A 17,409-nucleotide genomic window follows, 5' to 3' on the forward strand; every position below is an offset into this window, starting at 1 on the left:
GTTCCTTTTCTGTTACCGACACATTACTCAATCCTGGTCGTGGCGAACCCCCTCGTTGGCGCCGTTTTGTGTCGTTCCACGCTTCGTCGGCCGCGGCGAACCGTACAACGGCGTGGTTCTGTGTCGTTTCGGGCTTCAGTGGCCGGTGAGCCATTCCGCGGCGGCCAGCGACGAGACGCGGGAGTTGCCGTTGGTGGCCAGGTAGACCGCTCCCGCCGGGCGGCCGGGCAGGCCCATCTCGACCACGACGGCGTCCGGGCGGCGCCGCAGGATCTCCGCCAGGCGGTCGCGCATCCACGCGTGCCGGTGGGCGTCGTGCGTGACGACCACCACAGGGGCCTGCTCGGGCTCGCGCAGCGGGGGAACCGCGTCCCGGCCGGGCGTCAGGACGGCGCGCTCGGTGCCGGGCAGCAGCGCGGCCAGCGCCTCGCCCGGCCCGTACGGCAGGGCGCCGCCGATCGCCTGGTGGGGGCGGGCGGTCATCTCGACCACCTGCGGCGGCCGGGTGAGGACGGGCCGGTCCGGCGAGGCGTCCCCGGCGGGGATCGTGACGCGCAGCGCCCGCCGGGCGGCGTCCAGGCCGAGCACGGACACCCCGTAGTGAGGGTCGCGCCCGATCATCCCCGGCTGGTCCGGTGCGCCGTGGGAGGCGTGCCAGGCGGCGAGGGCGCGCACGCGGCCGGCCGCCTCCGCCAGCCGTGACTCGGGCAGGGCGCCCTCGTGGACCGCGCGGACGATGCCCTCGCGCAGGGCGGTGACGTTCTCGCCGCCGGGGGTGGAGGCGCCCACGCAAATCGCGTCGGCGCCCGCGGCGAGCGCGCGCACGGCGATCTCCGGCGGGGGAAGGAGGGCGGCGACGGCCTTCATCTCGATCGCGTCGGTCACCGTCACCCCCGTGAACCCCAGTTCCAGGCGCAGCAGACCGGTCAGGACGCGGCGGCTCAGCGTGGCGGGCAGGGCGGGGTCCAGGGCGGGGACCATGAGATGGCCGCACATCACGGCGCGCACCCCGGCGGCGATGGCGGCGCGGAAGGGCGGCAGGTCGCGGCGCTCCAGCAGGTCGCGGGAGGCGTGCACGGTGGGCAGCGCGAGATGGGAGTCGGTCACCGTGTCGCCGTGCCCGGGGAAGTGCTTGGCGCAGGCCGCGACGCCCGTGCTCTGCAGCCCGGTGACCCAGGCGGCCGAGTGCCGGGCGACCAGGCCGGCGTCGGCGCCGAAGGATCGGATGCCGATGACGGGGTTGGCGGGATCGGCGTTGACGTCCACGTCGGGGGCGTAGTCCAGGGTGATCCCGGCCTCGGCGAGCAGCAGGCCGATCTCCCGCCCGGTCGCCTCGGTGGTGGCGGGGTCGTCCAGGACGCCGAGGGCGGCGTTGCCGGGCCAGGAGCTGCCGGTGGCGGCCTCGAGGCGGGTCACCGTGCCGCCTTCCTCGTCCACGGCCACGATGACCTGCGGATTCTCCTCGCGCAGCCGCCGGACTAGCCTGGGGGTGTCCTCGGAGATGTTGCGGGCGAACAGCACCACGCCGCCGAGCCCGCCGGCGAGGTGGCCGAGCAGCCAGCCGGGCGGGGTCGTGCCGTCGAACCCGGGCTGGAGCACCGTGGCGGCGAGGCGGTCGAGATCGGGACTGTGCGGCATGCGGGCTTCCGGTGGTCGGGGACCTGCTCCGCCACGGTTGTGGCGATGGACGGCTTTGCGCGTATCTTCTAGGAAGATTTCCTTCATTGGCTCCTGGTTAGGTCACGGCCTGATGACAACTTTCTTCAGATCCATTGATCCTCGGGAAGTTATCTGTCATCTTCGCGCCCGAGGCCGCGGTGGGCGGGCATGTCATGGTCGTCCGCGCGGCCTCGCCATCGGAGCACGCCAGAGAGCACCTCAGGGAGCACCTCAGGGAGCGAGGTCCGCCCCTCCGTCGTCCGGGAGGGCGGCGTCGCCACGCCGACAGGAGGCCGCATGAACAGCCGTCCGCTGACCCGCAGGGCCGTACTCGGCGGCCTCGCCGCGGCCGCGTTGAGCCCCGTCGCCCTCGGCCAGGCCCAGGCGCGGGCCGCCGGCGCCGTCCCGCTCACCGGACCGCGCGGCGCCGGCGCCGCGCACGCCTCGCCCGGCGGCGCGGTGGACGGTCCCTCCGCGCGCCGGATGCGCGGCATGTGGATCGCCTCGGTCGTCAACATCAACTGGCCCTCCCGCACCGGGCTGACCGTGGAGCAGCAGAAGAGCGAGTTCGTCTCCTGGCTGGACTTCGCGCGCTCGCGGCGGCTCAATGCCGTGTTCGTGCAGGTGCGGCCGACCGCCGACGCGTTCTGGCCCTCCCGGTACGAGCCGTGGTCGCAGTACCTCACCGGCGTCCAGGGGCAGGACCCGGGCTACGACCCGCTCGGCTTCATGGTCCAGGCCGCCCACGAGCGCGGGCTCGCCTTCCACGCGTGGTTCAACCCCTACCGCGTCTCGATGCAGGCCGACCTCGAACAGCTCGTCCCTGACCACCCGGCGCGGCAGAACCCCGCCTGGCCCGTCGCCTACGGCGGCAAGCTGTACTACAACCCCGGGCTGCCGGAGGTCCGCGCGTTCGTGCAGGACGCCATCATGGACGCGGTCGAGCGGTACGACATCGACGGGGTCCACTTCGACGACTACTTCTACCCCTACCCCGTCGCCGGCCAGGAGTTCGACGACGCCGAGGCCTACGCCGACCACGGGACCGGCTTCCCCGACAAGGCGGCCTGGCGGCGGCACAACGTCAACCTGCTGATCGAGGAGATGAGCGAGCGCGTCCGGGAGGCCAAGCCGGAGGTGCAGTGGGGGGTGAGCCCCTTCGGCATCTGGCGCAACGCCACGACCGACCCGCTCGGCTCGGCGACCTCCGGGTCCCAGTCCTACGACAGCCAGCACGCCGACACCCGCCTGTGGGTGAAGCGGGGCTGGCTGGACTACGTCGCCCCGCAGATCTACTGGAACATCGGCCTGCCGGTGGCCGACTACGCGGTGCTGGCCCCGTGGTGGTCGCAGGTGGTCGCCGGCACCGGGACACAGCTGTGGGTCGGGCAGGCCGCTTACAAGGTGGGCGTCGCCGGGCAGCCCGCCGCCTGGCAGGACCCGGCGGAGCTGTCGCGCCACCTGACCCTGAACCTGGACCACCCCGAGATCGGCGGCGACATCTACTACAGCGCGGGCGACCTGCGCGCCGACCGGCTCGGGTCCACCACGCGGCTGGTGGCCGACCACTACGCGCGCCCGGCGCTGCTTCCGGTGCTCCCGCGGCTCGCCTCCGGCCCCCGGCCCAGGACGCCCGTCCTCACCCAGGCCCGCACCGCCGCCGGCGGCGGTGTCGCCCTTTCCTTCGAGGCCGCAGGCCGGCCCGAACCCTGGCTGTACGCGGTCTACCGCTTCGACGAGGAGGACCCGGCCCCGGCGCCCACGGCCACGGGCGGCCCGGAGCCCACCGCCGCCGGGAGCCCGCCCGCGCCCGCGACGCGCGGCGCCGCCCATGCCGGTGTTGGCGGTGATGGCGGTCATGGCGGCCGTGACGGCTGCGACCCGGAGGAACTGGCGGCGCATCTCGTCGCGGTGGTGCCCGGCGGGCGCCGCGCCCAGTACACCGACCCCGCCGGCGGGCGCGGGTCGCTCTACCGCGTCACCGCTCTCGACCGCGCCAACCGCCAGAGCCCGCCCAGCCCCGCCCGCCGCGCCCTCTGACCGGCGCCGCGACGGGCCAGGCCGCCACGAGGCGGCGGCTACGGCCTTGGCTCCGCGCGGTGGTGGTGGAGGCCACCGGGAGGCGGCGGTGCTCGGCTCGGCCCTGCGCGGTGGTGGTTCAGGCCGCGAGGAGGCGGCGGCGTACGGCCTCGGCCCCGCGCGGTGGTGGTTCAGGCCGCGAGGAGGCGGCGGTGCGCGGCCTCGGCCTGCGCGGTGGCGCCGGCGGGCAGGGCCGCGCGCAGCGCGAGCGCGGCCGCCCCGGCGGCGCCGTCGCGGGCCAAAACGACCGGACGGCCGAGCAGGGACCGCCGGACGCGTTCGGCGACCAGCGTGGGATGGGTCAGCAACGAGCCGGCCAGCACCACGGGCAGGCCGGGATCGCCCTCGCCGACCGCCGCCAAGGTGGCGACCAGGCGGCGGGCGGCGTCGTCCACGATGGCCAGCGCCACATGGTCGCCCTCCCGGGCCGCCGCCTCCACGACCGGGCTCAGCCTGCCCAGCCGGGCCGGCTCCCCGTCGTAGACCACCGCGATGATCGCCTGCGTGAGGGCCTCCCTCCGCAGGGCGTCCGCTTGTATGGCGTCCGCGCGTAGGTCGTCCGCTTGGATGGCGTCCGTGTGGAGGCCGTCCGTGTGGAGGCCGTCCGCTTGGAGGGCGTCGGCTTGGGGAGCGTCCGCGCCCAGAGCCGGGGATGATCCGCCGGTTTGAGCCGGAGCCGGGGATGATCCGCCGATTGGAGCCGGAGCCGGGGATGCCTCGCTGGTAGGAGTCGTGGCCGGGGAAGCTTCGCCGGTGGAAGCCGGCGCTCCAGGGACGGCCGGGCGGGCCGTGGCGGCGTCCGCGTGCGCGGTCACCCCGGAGGCCGGGAGCGGTTCCCGGAGGGTCGGGACGATCAGCGAGGTGAGCAGCGTGGGGCGGCCGCGGCCGTCGATGGCGGCCAGGGCGGCCTGCACGGCGCGGCGGCCGATCCAGACCCCCGACCCCTCGTCGCCGAGCAGCCATCCGTAGCCGTCGCACCGGCGGACCATCCGGCGGTCCTCGACGTGGGCCGCCACCGCCCCCGTGCCCGCGATGATCACGTTGCCGCTGGGCGCCGGGGTCGCGCCGGCGAAGGCCACCAGGATGTCCGGGACGATGACCGGCCGGCCGGGCAGCCCGGCCCCGTGCCAGGCGTCCTGGCTGATGGCGTCCGCCTGCCTGCGGCCCGCCTCGCTCGCCCCGGCGAGCCCGAACACCCCGCCGGCGACGTCGCCCGGGCCGAACCGCGGGCCGATCTGGGACAGGGCCTCGGTGAGGGCGCGCGCGAGGTTGCCGCCCGGGTCGCGGGCAGAGCGCGGATTGGCCCCGCCGGCGCGGCCCCGGCCCACGATCTCGCCGCTGAACGTGGCGACCAGGCAGCGCGTGCTCGTCCCGCCGCCGTCGACGCCGACCACCAGCGGCTCCGCCGATCGCATACGCCTCCCCGATGACGATCTCCCCGGCAGTATAGGCGCCCCACCTCGGCCGATCCGGCCCGCGGGTGCGGCCCGCCTCAGGCACCGTTGTGGCGGGCCTTGGCGGCGGCCCTGATGTGGCAGGCTGCGTAGCCCAGGGAGCGTCTTCGGGGGAGCGGGATGGGGCGGCGCGTGGTCGGGACCGAGGAAGAGGCGGGCAGGACGGCCGGGGTCTCCGGGCGCGCCGCGCGGTGGGTCACCGAGATCTTCGCCCCGCAGGTGCTGGTGATCGCGCTGCCGCCGGTGGTCGGGCTGGTGTCCGACGGGCGCCCCGGGTTCTGGTGGGGCCTGGTCGCCTCGCTGCTGTGCGGAGGCGTCCCCGCGTCGGTGATCGCGCTCGGCGTCCGCGCCGGGCGGCTGGACTCCCGGCACATCGTGGACCGCTCGCGCCGGACGGTGCCGTTGCTGGTCGCCGTCGGCGCGGTGCTGGCGACGCTGGTGCTGCTGGCCGTCCTGGGCGCTCCGCGCCTGCTGGTGGCCACGGTGGGCGCGATGCTGGCCGGCCTCGCGGTGACGGTGCCGGTGACGTTGCGCTGGAAGATCTCCTTCCACGCCGCCGTCTCGGCGGGCACCGTGCTCGTGCTCGCCCGCGTCCTGCCGGCGGCGCCCACGCTCGCGGCCGGCGCGGCGGTCGTCGCGGTGGTGTGCTGGGCCCGCGTGCGACTGGCCCACCACACCGTCCCCCAGGTGGCCGCGGGCGCCCTGGCCGGAGCCGCCTCATCGGCGGCCGTCCTCGCCCTGTTCGGCGTCTGAGACGGCGGCGGACCGCCGATCTCAGGGGGTGCGCCGGCAGCGGTTGTGACCTCAGGGGTGTGCGCGGGCAGCGGTTGTGAGGTCAGCCGCCGCAGGAGCACGCGGGGTCGGGGGGATCGGCCCAGTGCAGGGCGATGTACGGCTCGGCCCGGCCGCGGTAGCGGACCCGTTCGCGGGTGACGCGGTAGCGCGCGCACGTCTCGGGCTCTTCGGGCGAGCGGCGCGGCATGGGAACGAACAGCACGCCGATGTCCTGGTCGATGTGGGTGAGCAGGCCGTGGCACGGACCGCCGAGGCAGATGGCGTTGCAGTCGTGGTCGCGGTCCCTCCGCTCGGCGCTCATGCCGGGTACGCGTGGGTCTCGGTGGCCTTCACCGACGCCCAGACCCGCTGCCCCGGGGCCAGGTCGAGCTCGGCGAGGGCGGCGGGCGTGATGTCGGCGAAGGCGGCGACCGGCCCCTGGAGGTGGACGCGGACGTTGTCGCCGTGCCGTTCGATGCCTTCGATGCGTCCCTCCCACAGGTTGCGCGGGCTGCCGTCGGGCCGGGAGCGGTAGAGCGCGACGGCCGCCGGCGGGAAGGCCACGAACACGGGCCCCTCCAGCCGTTCCGAGGTGCTGAACGGCAACGCGCCGACCATGACCCGGGCGCCGTCGGCCACACCGCGATGCAGGTTGAGCCCGACCAGCCGGGCGACGTAACCGGTGCGCGGGCGGCGGGCGACCTCGGCCGGGGTTCCCTGCTGGACGACCGCGCCGTCCTCGATGACGATCAGCCGGTCGGCCAGCACCATCGCCTCAAGCGGGTCGTGGGTGACAAGGACGGTGGCGCCGTCGAAGTCGGCCAGGTGGCGGCGGAGCCGGGAGCGGATCTCCAGCCGGGTGTGGGCGTCGAGCGCGGCCAAGGGCTCGTCCAGCAGGAGCAGCCGCGGCCGGACGGCGAGCGCGCGGGCCAGCGCCACCCGCTGGGCCTGGCCGCCGGACAACTGGCGGGGCCGGGCGGCGGCCCGGTCGGCGAGACCGACGCGTTCCAGCAGCTCCGCGGCCACCCGGCGGGACTCGGCCTTGGAGGCGCCCTGGCAGCGCGGCCCGAAGGCGACGTTGTCCAGGGCCGACAGGTGCGGGAAGAGCAGGTAGTCCTGGAAGACCATGCCGATCGGCCGCTGGTCGGGGGGCAGCGCCTGCACCGGGGCGCCGTCCAGCAGGATGCGGCCGCCGGTCAGGGCGATCAGCCCCGCCAGGGCGCGCAGGGCGGTGGTCTTGCCCGCGCCGTTCGGGCCGAGCAGCGCGACGACCTCTCCCGGCGCGACCTTCACCTCGATGTCCAGCGTGAACGCGGTCCTTTCGACCACGAGACGGGCTTCCAGCGTCATGGCGCGCTCACCCACCGGTCGCGCAGGCTCGCCAGGATGACGACCGAGACGGCCAGCAGGACCAGGCTGAGCACGATCGCCGCCTGCGGCTCGGTCTCCAGCGCCAGGTAGACGGCCAGCGGCATCGTCCGCGTCGTCCCGGGGAAGTTGCCCGCGAAGGTGATCGTCGCCCCGAACTCGCCCAGCGCCCGCGCCCAGCACAGCACCGCCCCCGCCACCACGCCGGGCATGATGAGCGGCAGTGTGACCCGGCGGAACACCGTCCACCGCGAGGCGCCCAGCGTGGCGGCGGCCTCCTCGAACCGCAGGTCGGCGGCGCGCAGCGCGCCCTCGACGCTGATGACCAGGAAGGGCATCGCGACGAACGCCTCGGCCACGACCACTCCCGCGGTGGTGAACGGCAGCGTGATCCCGAAGCTCGCCTCCAGCCACTGCCCGACCAGCCCGCGCCGCCCCAGCACCAGCAGCAGCGCCACGCCGCCGACGACCGGCGGCAGCACCAGCGGCACGGTGACCAGGGCACGGACCACGCGCCGGCCGGGGAAGTCCACGCGGGCCAGCAGCCAGGCCAGCGGCACGCCGAGCAGCAGGCACCCCGCGGTCGCGATCGTGGCGGTCACCAGCGACAGCCGCAGCGCCTCCAGCACGTTCGGCTCGCCCAGCCGTCGCGGCAGCGTGGCCCACGGAGCCCGCACCAGCAGCCCGGCGAGCGGCAGCACCAGGAACGCCAGCCCGGCCAGCGCGGGCGCCACCAGCACCCACGGCAGGCGCCCGGCGATGCCCTGACGGCTTCCGCCGCTCCGGCGGCTTCGGCGGCTCAGGCGGCTTCGAGGGGAGGTGCTCATGCGGGTCAGGGCGCCTCGAAGCCGGCCTTGGTCAGCACGTCCTTGCCGTGCGGCGACAGCACCAGGTCCACGAACTGCCCGGCCAGGTCACCGGCCGGAGCCTTGGCGAGGGTGGCGATCGGATAGTCGTTGATCGCCTTGTCCGCCTCCGGGAACTCGATGCCGTTCACCTTGCCCGCCGAGGCGATCACGTCGGTGCGGTAGACCAGCGCCGCGTCCACCTCGCCCAGTTCGACCTTGGTGAGCGTGGCCTTGACGTCCTGCTCCAGCGTGACGGGTTTGACCGTGAGCCCGGCGGCCTCCAGCGCCTTGGCCGCCGCGGCGCCGCACGGCACCTGCTCGGCGCACAGCGCGACCTTCACCTTGGGGTCGGTGAGGTCCTTCAGCCCTTCCACCTTGGCCGGGTCGGCGGCGGGCACGGCGATCTGCAGCTTGTTGCGCGCGAACGTCGTCGGGGAGCTCGCGAGCGAGGCGTCGGTGACGGTCTTCATCGTGGCCGGGCTCGCCGCGGCGAACACGTCGGCCGGGGCGCCCTGGGTGATCTGCTGGGCCAGGGTCGCGCTGGAGCCGAAGTTGAACCTCACGCTCGTGCCGGGGTGGGCGGCCTCGAAGGCCTTGCCCAGCTCGGTGAACGTGCCGGTCAGCGACGCCGCCGCGAACACCGTCACCTCGGTGGCCGCACCGGCCGCGGAGGCCGGCCCGGCGGCCGGCGTCGTGGAGGCGGCCGGTTCGCCGGCACCGCACCCCGACAGCCCGAGTGCGAGCGCGACCGGCAGGGCCACGGCCCACGGGGCAAGCCGACTGAACACCAAAGGGGGGCTCCTCACAGGCTGCCGGCGACACGCTCGTGGCCGGGGATCTCCACGACGACGTTGGTGGACTTGATCACGGCGACCGCCACCACCCCCACCGCCAGGCCGAGCTCGTCGGCGGCCTGGCGGCTCATCAGCGACACCACCCGGAACGGCCCCGCGGCGATCTCGACCTGCGCCATCACCGCGTCCTTGATCACCTCGGTCACGATGCCGCGGAAGCGATTACGCGCCGAGGAACGGCCGCCGTCGACCGTCTCGACCTGGGTGCGGGCGAACTCGGCCAGGTCGGCGCCGTTCAGCCGCCGGTGGCCGTTCTCGTCCCGCTCGGCCCTCAGCCGGCCCGCGTCCACCCATCGGCGGACGGTGTCGGAGCTGACCCCGAGCAACGCGGCGGCCTCGCTGATCCGGAACGTCGTCACAGACCCTCACCTTACTCCTCGCAGATTCCACCGCCAATGCCCATCTATCGCCGCATTCGCGGTCTGATCCACGGCTTTGTCATGGCATACACGAAAGGGAGCGGAGTCGTGCCCGGCTCCACGCGCCGGCCCGGCCGGATCGGGTCCGGCCGGGCCGGCGATCGCCTCCGCCTGGATCACCCGGGCTCCGCGGGATCATCCGGGCTGCTCCGGGATCACCTGGGCTGCTCCGGGATCACCCGGCCTCCGCCGGGTGGTCCGTCGGAGGGGTGGCGTGGATCGCGGCGAAGGCCAGGAGGAGGGTGGCGGTCCGCGGCGGGTCCTCCAGGTTCGGGGAGTGCCCAAGGCCGGGCAGCAACACGACCTCCGCCCCCGGAACGGCGTGGTAGCCGGCCGCGGAGGACGATCGCCATCGGCGGTCGTCCGCACCGAAGATCACCAGCAGTGGCCTGCCGAGGGGCGCCAGCCGGTCGGGGAGCGCCCGCTGCTCCAGGTAGTCGCGAGTGCCTTGCATCGTCGCGGTGAGCGTGTGGTAGGTCATGAAGCGCACCTCGTCCAGCAGTTCCTGGGGGATCCGGTAGCCCGGGCGGCTGAAGCCGGTGCTCGCGAACCGGCGGATCAGCTCGTCGGTGGGCGGCCACTGCGAGGGGCTGATCGCGGCGGACTCCGACGCGATGAAGGCGTCCAGGCTCGGTCCGGTGTTGATGAGCGCGAGCGCGTCCACCAGGCCGGGTCGCTGTTCGGCGAGGGCGGTGGCCACCGCGCCGCCGCTGGAGTGGCCGATGACCACGACGCGCCCGGCGCCGAGCCGGTCCATCGCCTCGCCCACCCGGTGGGCCTGGTCCGGGAGCGCGTAGCCGGGGCCGGCCGGCTTGGCCGACCGGCCGTGCCCGAGCAGGTCGATCCGGATGACGCGGTGGGATGCGGCCAGCAGCGGGACCAGCGGGTCCCATGAGCGGGTCGAGGACGCCGATCCGTGGATGAGCAGGAGTGCGGGGGCGTCGCGGGGGCCGTCCTGGCACACGTGGATGTCGCCGTCGTCCAGGGACAGGATTGAACTCTCGGTGGTCTCGGCGCCGCCGTTCGCGTGCGGTCCGCCGTCAGAGATGGTCATGAGGCGATCGTCGCGCCGGTGCGCGCCGGTGGATTGGACGAATGTTCCCCTCGGCCGTCCGGCCGTAGCATGGGGCGGTGCGGACGTTCATGCACGGTGCGGCTGTGTGGGGCGTCGCGTGCCCGCGGGGTCCCAGCCGGGTGGCCGGTGTCACCATGGCCGGGTTCCGCGTCGGTGACCTGGACGCGCTCCGGATGGTCCCGCACCCGGCCGTGACACTGCTCGTGGAGTTCGGCGCCGGTTCGCCCGTCGTGGACTACGCCGCCGGGCGGCGGGAGCGGGGAAGCATCGCCGCCGGGCCCGGGCTCGGGTCCGGGGGCGCTGTCTGGGCGCGGGGCGTGAACCTCGAGTGCGTGCAGGTGCGACTGTCCCCGGTGATCGCGCGCGCGGTTCTGGGCCTCCCTCCCGCCGACCTCGACGGCGCCGTGGTGGCCCTGGGCGACCTGTGGGGCCGGGAGGCCGCACGGCTGCGTGAGCGGCTGGCCGAGGCCTCCTCCTGGGAGGATCGCTTCGCGCTGACCGAGGCGCTGCTCGCCCGGCGGCGTGCGGCGGGGCGGGCCGTGGACCCGGAGGTGGCCTGGGCCTGGCGCCGCATCGTCGCCGGCCGCGGCCTGGTCCGGGTCGACGGGCTGGCGGCCGAGCTCGGCTGGAGCCGCAAGCGCCTGTGGTCCCGGTTCCGCTCGCAGATCGGCCTGCCGCCCAAGCGCGCCGCGAAGCTGGTCCGCTTCGACCACGCCGCCCACCGCCTGGCCGCGGGACAGGACGCGGCCGGCGTCGCGGCCGACGGCGGCTACACCGACCAGTCGCACCTGCATCGCGACGTCGTGGCGTTCACCGGAGTGTCGCCCGCGGCCGTGGCCGGCGAGCGGTTCCTCGCGGTCGACGACCTCGCCTGGCCCGGCCGCGCGACGCCCGCGCCAGACCCACGCCGCTGAGCCGCCCGGCACCAGCCCGCCCGGCACGTCCGGCACCGGCCCGTGCGGCACCCGGCCGCCCGACAGGGCCGACAGGGCCGGTCAGGGCTTGCGGGCCACGGCGCAGAACTGGGAGACCTCCTGCTGGGCGTCGAAGTCGTCGGGCTCGGGGCGCCACCGGGAGCAGGAGACCACGCCGGGCGAAAGCACCTCCAGCCCTTCGAGGAACCCGGCCAGCTCCTCCGGGTCCCGCAACGTCATCGGCGCAGAGCCGCCCTCGTTCCAGCGCCGCACCGCCTCGATCATCGCCTCGCCGTGCACCCGCGCCGTCGGATGGGCGATGACCAGGTGGCTGCCGGACGCCAGGCCGGCCATCAGCCGGTCCACGACCGACCTGGCCTGCCCGGTGTCGACGATGAAGTTGAGGCTGCCCAGCAGCATCAGCGCGACCGGACGGGCGAGGTCGAGGGTGGCGGCGGCCCGCTCCAGGATCGTCTCCGGCTCGTTGAGGTCGGCCTCGAGGTAGTCGGTGGCCCCCTCAGGGGCGCCCACGAGCAGCGCCCGGGCGTGGGTCAGCACGATCGGGTCGTTGTCGACGTACACGACGCGGCAGCGGGGGTCGATCGCCTGGGCGACCTCGTGGGTGTTGTCGGCCGTCGGCAGCCCGGTGCCGATGTCGAGGAACTGGCGGATGCCGGCCTCGCCGACCAGGTGGCGCACGGCCCTGCCGAGGAAGGCGCGGTCGGCGCGCGCGGAGTCCACCAGGGCGGGCATCACCGCGAGGATCTGCTCGCCCATCAGGCGGTCGGCGGCGAAGTTGTCCTTGCCGCCCAGCCAGTAGTTCCAGACGCGCGCGGAGTGCGCCACCGTGGGGTCGATCTTGGCGTGCGGCACCGGCGCCTCGTCGAGGGAGGACGCCTCGTCAGGGGAGGACGCTTCGTCGCTCATGGGGAACGTACCTGCTCCACCTGGCGTGGACCGATCTTCACCTCGCCAGCGTAGCGTCCGTATTGCCGGCCAAGTGAGAATTCGGACACTGTTCACATCGCCGATACCGGGCCGAAACCAGGCCGGGAGCGGACCGCGAAGAGCCGGTCAGGGGGAGGCGGGGGAGACGCGCTGCCACTGCGGGTCCCGGTACAGCACCACGGACGGCCCGCGCAGCATCTCGTCCGGCGCGGACAGCATGACCAGCTCGCCCGCGGCCTCCATCTCGCGCAGCAGGTCGCGCACGCGCGGGCCGACGGGCAGGCGGCCGAGGGGCAGGCCGAGCGTGAGACGCGTGGCGTCCGCCACCTCCGAGAGCCGGAACGGGCCGGGGAAGCCGTCGACCAGCCCGCGGACCAGGTCCAGCGTGATCACCTGCTCGGCCTCGCCGTGCGCGACCTCCCACACGAGCTGGACGTTGCGGCGGCCGGTGGCGGCGCAGGCGGCGCAGCGCCGCACGAAACCGGGCACGATCTCCTCGTCGGCCGAGCCCAGGCACACCGTGCACTGGCCGGTCTCCGAGGCGTGCAGTTCGGCGGCCGCCCGGTTGGGCAGGGGAGTGCGGCACGAGCACCGGAACGTGCGGAAGGCGCGCCCCTCGACCAGGGCGCGATCGTCGGCGTTCTCGGGGATCTCGTCCCACTGTGCGGTGATCGTATGCGTGGTCATCTCCCGTGACTCTACCGAGCCGTTCCGGCGCGTGGTCCCGGACGGCCGGGTTCGGCGTGACGGCGTGCCAGGAGGCGGGCGTGGCCCCTGGTGGGGGTGCGTTTCACGCGGCGCGCGGCGCGAACCCCGGGTGGAGGCGCCGCCTCCGGGGACATGCTTTTATTGATTCATGTCAAACCCGGCGATTCTGACCGTCGATGACGATCCGGGCGTCTCCCGGTCGGTGGCCCGAGACGTCCGCCGACGCTACGGCGACCGCTACCGCGTCGTGCGCGCCGACTCCGGCCAGGCGGCCCTGGAGGCGCTCCGCGAGATCAAGCTGCGCGGCGAACAGGTCGCCGTCATGCTCGCGGACTACCGGATGCCGCAGATGAACGGCATCCAGTTCCTCGAGGCCGCGATGGACATCTTCCCGCGCGCCCGGCGTGTCCTGCTCACCGCCTACGCCGACACCGACGCGGCGATCGATGCGATCAACATCGTCGACCTGGACCACTACCTGCTCAAGCCGTGGAACCCACCGGAGGAGAAGCTCTACCCGGTGGTGGACGCGCTCCTGGACGCCTGGCTCGCCGCGCCGGACGAGACGATCACCGAGACCCGCGTCGTCGGGCACCGGTGGTCGGCGCCGTCCTTCGCGGTCCGCGACTTCCTCGCCCGCAACCTGGTGCCCTACCGCTGGCTGCAGTCCGACGAGCCCGAGGGCTGCCGGCTGCTGTCGGCGGCCGGGCTGACCGGCGACGACGTGCCGCTGGTGGTCACCCCGGACGGCACCTCGCTGGTCAAGCCCAGCGAGGCCGACCTGGCCGCCCACGTCGGGCTCACCACCACGCCCACCGAGGACTTCTACGACCTGGTCGTCGTCGGCGCCGGCCCCGCCGGGCTCGGCGCGGCGGTGTACGGCGCCTCCGAGGGGCTGCGCACCCTCCTGCTGGAGCAGCGCGCCACCGGCGGGCAGGCGGGGCAGAGCAGCCGCATCGAGAACTACCTGGGCTTCCCCGACGGGGTGTCGGGCGCCCAGCTCACCGACCGCGCCAGGCGGCAGGCGCAGCGCTTCGGCGCCGAGATCCTGACCACCCGCGAGGTCGTCGGCCTGGAGGCCGGCGGCACGACCAAGCTGCTGCGCTTCGGCGACGGCAGCCTCATCGCCGCCCACACGGTCGTCCTGGCCACCGGGGTGTCCTACCGCCTGCTGGACGCGCCCGGCCTGGCCGAGCTGACCGGCCGGGGCGTCTTCTACGGCTCGGCCGCCACCGAGGCCCCGAGCTGCTCCGGCCAGGAAATCTACATCGTCGGCGGCGCCAACTCCGCCGGCCAGGCCGCCGTGCACTTCTCCCGGTACGCCAAGCGCGTGCACATGCTGATCAGGTCCGGCGACCTGCGGCGGTCGATGTCGCAGTACCTGATCGACCAGATCGCCGAGATCGACAACATCGAGGTGCACCCGCACTGCCAGGTGATCGGCGGCGAGGGCCGCGAGCACCTGGAGCGGCTGATCGTCTGCGACCCGCGCTCGGGGCAGGACCGGACGTTCGACACCTCGTGGCTGTTCGTCTTCATCGGCGCCGAGCCGCGCACCGACTGGCTGGACAAGTCGGTCGTCCGTGACGAGCGGGGCTTCGTGGTCACCGGCACCGACCTGCTCGCCGACGGCCACAGGCCGCCAGGCTGGACGCTGCCCCGCGACCCCTACCACCTGGAGACCAGCATGCCGGGCGTCTTCGCCGCGGGAGACGTGCGCGCCGACTCGGTCAAGCGCGTCGCCTCCGCCGTGGGCGAGGGCGCCATGGCGGTGTCACTGATCCACCGCTACCTGGAGACCCAATGAGCGAGCCGGCCACGGAGACCGGATGCGGCGTCAGGGGCGACGAGCGCCTGACCCCCGGCGAACTACGCACCCTGTTCCTGTTCGAATCGCTGGACGAGGCCCAGCTCGCCCGGTTCGCCGAGCACGGCCGGGTGGAGCGCTACCCGGCCGCCGCCCGGGTCTACGAGGAGGGCAGCCCGGCGACCTGCTTCTACGTCCTGCTCAGCGGCACGATCGCGCTGTCGCGCCGCGTCCAGGGCGACGAGGTCGAGCTCAACCGCACCGAGCAGCGGGGCGTCTACGCGGGCGCCACCCAGGCCTACCTGGCCGAGCGCGAGGGGCAGGTGTACCCCCACAGCATGCTCGCCATCAGCGACGTCGAGATGTTCTCGCTGCCCGCCGACGTGCTGGCCACCGCGTTGCGCGAGTGGTTCCCGATGGCGACGCACCTGCTGGAGGGCATGTTCCTCGGCCTGCGCGCCAGCCAGACCATCGTCGGTGAGCGCGAGCGGCTGCTGGCGCTGGGCTCGCTGTCGGCCGGGCTGACCCACGAGCTGAACAACCCGGCCGCCGCGGCGGTGCGGGCCACCGCGGTGCTGCGCGAGCGGGTCGCCCACATGCGCCACAAGCTCGCCATGATCGCCGACGGCCGGCTGGACGGCAGCCGCCTGCACGAGCTCGTCGAGCTGCAGGAGGAGGCCGTCAAGCGCGCCGCGGGCGCGGCGCCGCTGTCGGCGATGGCCACCGCCGACGCCGAGGACGAGCTGAGCGACTGGCTCGACGACCACGACATCGCCGGAGGCTGGGAGCTGGCCTCGACGCTGGTGGCCGGCGGCATCGACGCGGAGTGGCTCGAGCGCATCAGCGACGCCGTCGGCGGGGAGAACCTCGAGGCCGCCGTCCGGTGGCTGACCTACACGGTCGAGACCGAGCAGCTGATGTGCGAGATCGCCGAGGCGGTGACCCGCATGTCCACGCTGGTCGCCGCCGCCAAGCAGTACTCCCAGCTCGACCGGGCCCCCTACCAGACGGTCGACGTGCACGACCTGCTCGGCGCGACGCTGACCATGATGCAGGCGAAGATCCCCGAAGGCGTCCGCGTCGTCAAGGAGTACGACCGCACCGTCCCGCTCATCCCCGCCTACGCCGCCGAGCTCAACCAGGTGTGGACCAACCTCATCGACAACGCGTTCTCGGCGATGAGGGAGGAGGGCGGCACCCTCACGGTGCGAACCGGACACGACACGGAGCGGGTCTTCGTCGAGATCGGCGACAGCGGGCCGGGCATCCCCGCCGAGATCCGGCCGCGCATCTTCGAGCCGTTCTTCACCACCAAGCCGGTCGGCGAGGGCACCGGTCTCGGCCTGGACATCTCCTACCGCATCATCGTCAACAAGCACCACGGGGACATCAAGGTGGAGTCCCACCCCGGCGACACGCGCTTTCGCGTGCTGCTCCCCATCACCCCCGCCTGAGCCATCACCCCTGCCCGAGCCGCGCCAACGCGAGGACACCTCCAGGAACCGGTCACCATGGTGACCGGTTCCTGACATTCTGTCATCGCTCCCGTCGTGGCGAGCGGTCCGGCGACGCCCGATACTGCGAGCACCACTCGAGAAGAAGGCCGGGCCACACGCCGTGAACCGCTCCGACCCATCGACGGTGTCCACCCCCGCGACCCCCGCGACCGAACCGTCTCCGAGCCGGCTGAGCCGGCTCGTCCGCAGCCCGCTGACCTGGAGCGCCGGTGTGCTCGGCGCCGTCGCCGGAGCGCTGCTCATCGCCTGGCTCCCCGGAGGCGGGCACGACCTGGTCGACCGCGTCACCGCATCGGACCCGCTGCGCCTGCCCTACGTCGAGGAGGACCAGCAAGGCGACATCGCGCTCGAACGGCCGGTCGAGGATTCCGAGGACCGCGCCACGCTGCTCACCGAACCCGAGAAGCTGCCCGCCCTGGTCCGCGAGTACGGTGGCGGGCCGGTCGGGCGGCTGGACGTCGTCCTGGTCGCCGAGGGCGGCCGGGGGCTGGTGCGCGTGGTCGACATCAGGCCCCGCGTCGCGCGGACCCTCCCCGTGCTCACCGGCTCCTACCTGCGGCCGGACAGCGCCGGCGAGCCGGAGGTCATCCACGTCGTCTCCGACCTCGACGCCGCCGACCGGCGGCCGCGCGTCCCCGGTAAGGCCGGGACCCTCTACTTCACCGGCAAGCAGATCGAGCTGAAACGCGGCGAGCAGGAGACGCTCCGTCTGAGCTTCACCGCGCGGGACGCCGCCTACGAGTTCGACCTGCTGGCCACCGTCGTCGCCGACGGCCGCACCTACCAGCAGGTCATCCGGCGGCCGGACGGCGGGATGTTCCGCGTCACCGGCGCGGCCGCCGACCACCGCGCCTACCGGCGGATCTACACCGGCGGCACGTCCACCTGGCACCTCGCCGGTCGCGCGGCGAAGTGCGAAATCTTCCCCCGCTCCAAGGGATGCTGACCCGCGCGGCCCCCGCCCGCCACCCCGCCGCTCGTGCGA

General features: G+C 74.2%; 16 protein-coding genes. 6 read left to right on the forward strand and 10 right to left on the reverse strand.

Annotated features, from left to right (window positions below; all coding sequences use genetic code 11):
• Window positions 1–135 precede the first annotated feature (135 nt).
• Complete coding sequence (locus ABZT47_RS26780) at window positions 136–1,638, reverse strand: glycoside hydrolase family 3 N-terminal domain-containing protein (protein ID WP_354847596.1); 1,503 nt, start codon at window positions 1,636–1,638, stop codon at window positions 136–138.
• Window positions 1,639–1,956: 318 nt separating this feature from the next.
• Here ABZT47_RS26780 and ABZT47_RS26785 point away from each other — a divergent pair, with 318 nt between their 5' ends.
• Window positions 1,957–3,699 (forward strand): family 10 glycosylhydrolase, encoded by a 1,743-nt coding sequence (locus ABZT47_RS26785; protein ID WP_354847599.1) that lies wholly within the window; start codon window positions 1,957–1,959, stop codon window positions 3,697–3,699.
• Window positions 3,700–3,869: 170 nt separating this feature from the next.
• On the opposite strand, the gene ABZT47_RS26790 is transcribed toward ABZT47_RS26785, so the two are convergent.
• Window positions 3,870–5,153 carry a BadF/BadG/BcrA/BcrD ATPase family protein gene (locus ABZT47_RS26790; protein WP_354847601.1) on the reverse strand — a complete coding sequence of 428 codons (1,284 nt, stop codon included), beginning with the start codon at window positions 5,151–5,153 and terminating at the stop codon, window positions 3,870–3,872.
• A 171-nt stretch (window positions 5,154–5,324) separates the two neighbouring features.
• Between ABZT47_RS26790 and ABZT47_RS26795 the strand changes: the two genes are divergently transcribed.
• The gene (locus ABZT47_RS26795; protein ID WP_354847603.1) at window positions 5,325–5,945 is read left to right on the forward strand and encodes a hypothetical protein; all 621 of its coding nucleotides are present in this window, start codon (window positions 5,325–5,327) and stop codon (window positions 5,943–5,945) included.
• 82 nt (window positions 5,946–6,027) lie between these two features.
• Here the strand turns inward: ABZT47_RS26795 and ABZT47_RS26800 are convergent, their stop codons facing one another.
• The 6 genes from ABZT47_RS26800 to ABZT47_RS26825 all read right to left on the reverse strand — a co-directional run bounded on the left by ABZT47_RS26800 (window position 6,028) and on the right by ABZT47_RS26825 (window position 10,509).
• Complete coding sequence (locus ABZT47_RS26800; protein WP_354847605.1) at window positions 6,028–6,288, reverse strand: hypothetical protein; 261 nt, start codon at window positions 6,286–6,288, stop codon at window positions 6,028–6,030.
• Entirely contained in the window at window positions 6,285–7,316 is a 1,032-nt protein-coding gene (locus tag ABZT47_RS26805) for an ABC transporter ATP-binding protein (protein ID WP_354847608.1), read from the reverse strand. The genes ABZT47_RS26800 and ABZT47_RS26805 overlap by 4 nt, the downstream gene beginning before the upstream one ends.
• The gene (locus ABZT47_RS26810) at window positions 7,313–8,161 is read right to left on the reverse strand and encodes an ABC transporter permease (protein ID WP_354847611.1); all 849 of its coding nucleotides are present in this window, start codon (window positions 8,159–8,161) and stop codon (window positions 7,313–7,315) included. The genes ABZT47_RS26805 and ABZT47_RS26810 overlap by 4 nt, the downstream gene beginning before the upstream one ends.
• 5 nt (window positions 8,162–8,166) lie before the next feature.
• On the reverse strand, window positions 8,167–8,973 hold the full coding sequence (gene modA, locus ABZT47_RS26815; RefSeq protein ID WP_354847614.1) for a molybdate ABC transporter substrate-binding protein: 807 nt from the start codon (window positions 8,971–8,973) through the stop codon (window positions 8,167–8,169).
• Window positions 8,974–8,984: 11 nt separating this feature from the next.
• Window positions 8,985–9,395: a helix-turn-helix transcriptional regulator gene (locus ABZT47_RS26820; RefSeq protein ID WP_354847616.1), complete on the reverse strand. Its 411-nt coding sequence runs from the start codon at window positions 9,393–9,395 to the stop codon at window positions 8,985–8,987.
• 235 nt (window positions 9,396–9,630) lie between these two features.
• Window positions 9,631–10,509, reverse strand: coding sequence for an alpha/beta fold hydrolase (locus ABZT47_RS26825; RefSeq protein ID WP_354847619.1), 879 nt, complete (start codon window positions 10,507–10,509; stop codon window positions 9,631–9,633).
• A 77-nt stretch (window positions 10,510–10,586) separates the two neighbouring features.
• Here ABZT47_RS26825 and ABZT47_RS26830 point away from each other — a divergent pair, with 77 nt between their 5' ends.
• Complete coding sequence (locus ABZT47_RS26830) at window positions 10,587–11,444, forward strand: helix-turn-helix domain-containing protein (RefSeq protein WP_354847622.1); 858 nt, start codon at window positions 10,587–10,589, stop codon at window positions 11,442–11,444.
• Between the two features lie 81 nt (window positions 11,445–11,525).
• Here ABZT47_RS26830 and ABZT47_RS26835 read toward each other — a convergent pair whose 3' ends face one another.
• Complete coding sequence (locus ABZT47_RS26835) at window positions 11,526–12,371, reverse strand: SAM-dependent methyltransferase (RefSeq protein ID WP_354847625.1); 846 nt, start codon at window positions 12,369–12,371, stop codon at window positions 11,526–11,528.
• A 147-nt stretch (window positions 12,372–12,518) separates the two neighbouring features.
• Window positions 12,519–13,079, reverse strand: a complete 561-nt coding sequence (locus tag ABZT47_RS26840; RefSeq protein ID WP_354847628.1) for a hypothetical protein — start codon at window positions 13,077–13,079, stop codon at window positions 12,519–12,521.
• Window positions 13,080–13,248: 169 nt separating this feature from the next.
• Between ABZT47_RS26840 and ABZT47_RS26845 the strand changes: the two genes are divergently transcribed.
• The 3 genes from ABZT47_RS26845 (at window position 13,249) to ABZT47_RS26855 (ending at window position 17,370) form a co-directional block, all read left to right on the forward strand.
• A complete protein-coding gene (locus tag ABZT47_RS26845) occupies window positions 13,249–14,907 on the forward strand; it encodes an FAD-dependent oxidoreductase (protein WP_354847631.1) in 1,659 nt (552 codons plus the stop codon).
• Window positions 14,904–16,361: an ATP-binding protein gene (locus tag ABZT47_RS26850; RefSeq protein WP_354847633.1), complete on the forward strand. Its 1,458-nt coding sequence runs from the start codon at window positions 14,904–14,906 to the stop codon at window positions 16,359–16,361. Before ABZT47_RS26845 ends, ABZT47_RS26850 begins: the two co-directional genes overlap by 4 nt.
• 187 nt (window positions 16,362–16,548) lie before the next feature.
• Window positions 16,549–17,370 carry a hypothetical protein gene (locus ABZT47_RS26855; RefSeq protein ID WP_354847635.1) on the forward strand — a complete coding sequence of 274 codons (822 nt, stop codon included), beginning with the start codon at window positions 16,549–16,551 and terminating at the stop codon, window positions 17,368–17,370.
• Window positions 17,371–17,409: the final 39 nt, after the last annotated feature.

It is taken from the genome of Sphaerisporangium sp. NPDC005289 (genome assembly GCF_040607455.1).
Classification (GTDB): domain Bacteria; phylum Actinomycetota; class Actinomycetes; order Streptosporangiales; family Streptosporangiaceae; genus Sphaerisporangium; species Sphaerisporangium rhizosphaerae.

What these genes read in the sequence shown, in the direction of transcription:
- ABZT47_RS26840 (WP_354847628.1), bottom strand. Translation starts at nt 13,079, where the DNA reads ATGACCACGCATACGATCACCGCACAGTGGGACGAGATCCCCGAGAAC.
- ABZT47_RS26800 (WP_354847605.1), bottom strand. Translation starts at nt 6,288, where the DNA reads ATGAGCGCCGAGCGGAGGGACCGCGACCACGACTGCAACGCCATCTGC.
- ABZT47_RS26790 (WP_354847601.1), bottom strand. Translation starts at nt 5,153, where the DNA reads ATGCGATCGGCGGAGCCGCTGGTGGTCGGCGTCGACGGCGGCGGGACG.
- ABZT47_RS26805 (WP_354847608.1), bottom strand. Translation starts at nt 7,316, where the DNA reads ATGACGCTGGAAGCCCGTCTCGTGGTCGAAAGGACCGCGTTCACGCTG.
- ABZT47_RS26780 (WP_354847596.1), bottom strand. Translation starts at nt 1,638, where the DNA reads ATGCCGCACAGTCCCGATCTCGACCGCCTCGCCGCCACGGTGCTCCAG.
- ABZT47_RS26810 (WP_354847611.1), bottom strand. Translation starts at nt 8,161, where the DNA reads ATGAGCACCTCCCCTCGAAGCCGCCTGAGCCGCCGAAGCCGCCGGAGC.
- ABZT47_RS26785 (WP_354847599.1), top strand. Translation starts at nt 1,957, where the DNA reads ATGAACAGCCGTCCGCTGACCCGCAGGGCCGTACTCGGCGGCCTCGCC.
- ABZT47_RS26850 (WP_354847633.1), top strand. Translation starts at nt 14,904, where the DNA reads ATGAGCGAGCCGGCCACGGAGACCGGATGCGGCGTCAGGGGCGACGAG.
- ABZT47_RS26845 (WP_354847631.1), top strand. Translation starts at nt 13,249, where the DNA reads ATGTCAAACCCGGCGATTCTGACCGTCGATGACGATCCGGGCGTCTCC.
- ABZT47_RS26835 (WP_354847625.1), bottom strand. Translation starts at nt 12,371, where the DNA reads ATGAGCGACGAAGCGTCCTCCCCTGACGAGGCGTCCTCCCTCGACGAG.
- ABZT47_RS26825 (WP_354847619.1), bottom strand. Translation starts at nt 10,509, where the DNA reads ATGACCATCTCTGACGGCGGACCGCACGCGAACGGCGGCGCCGAGACC.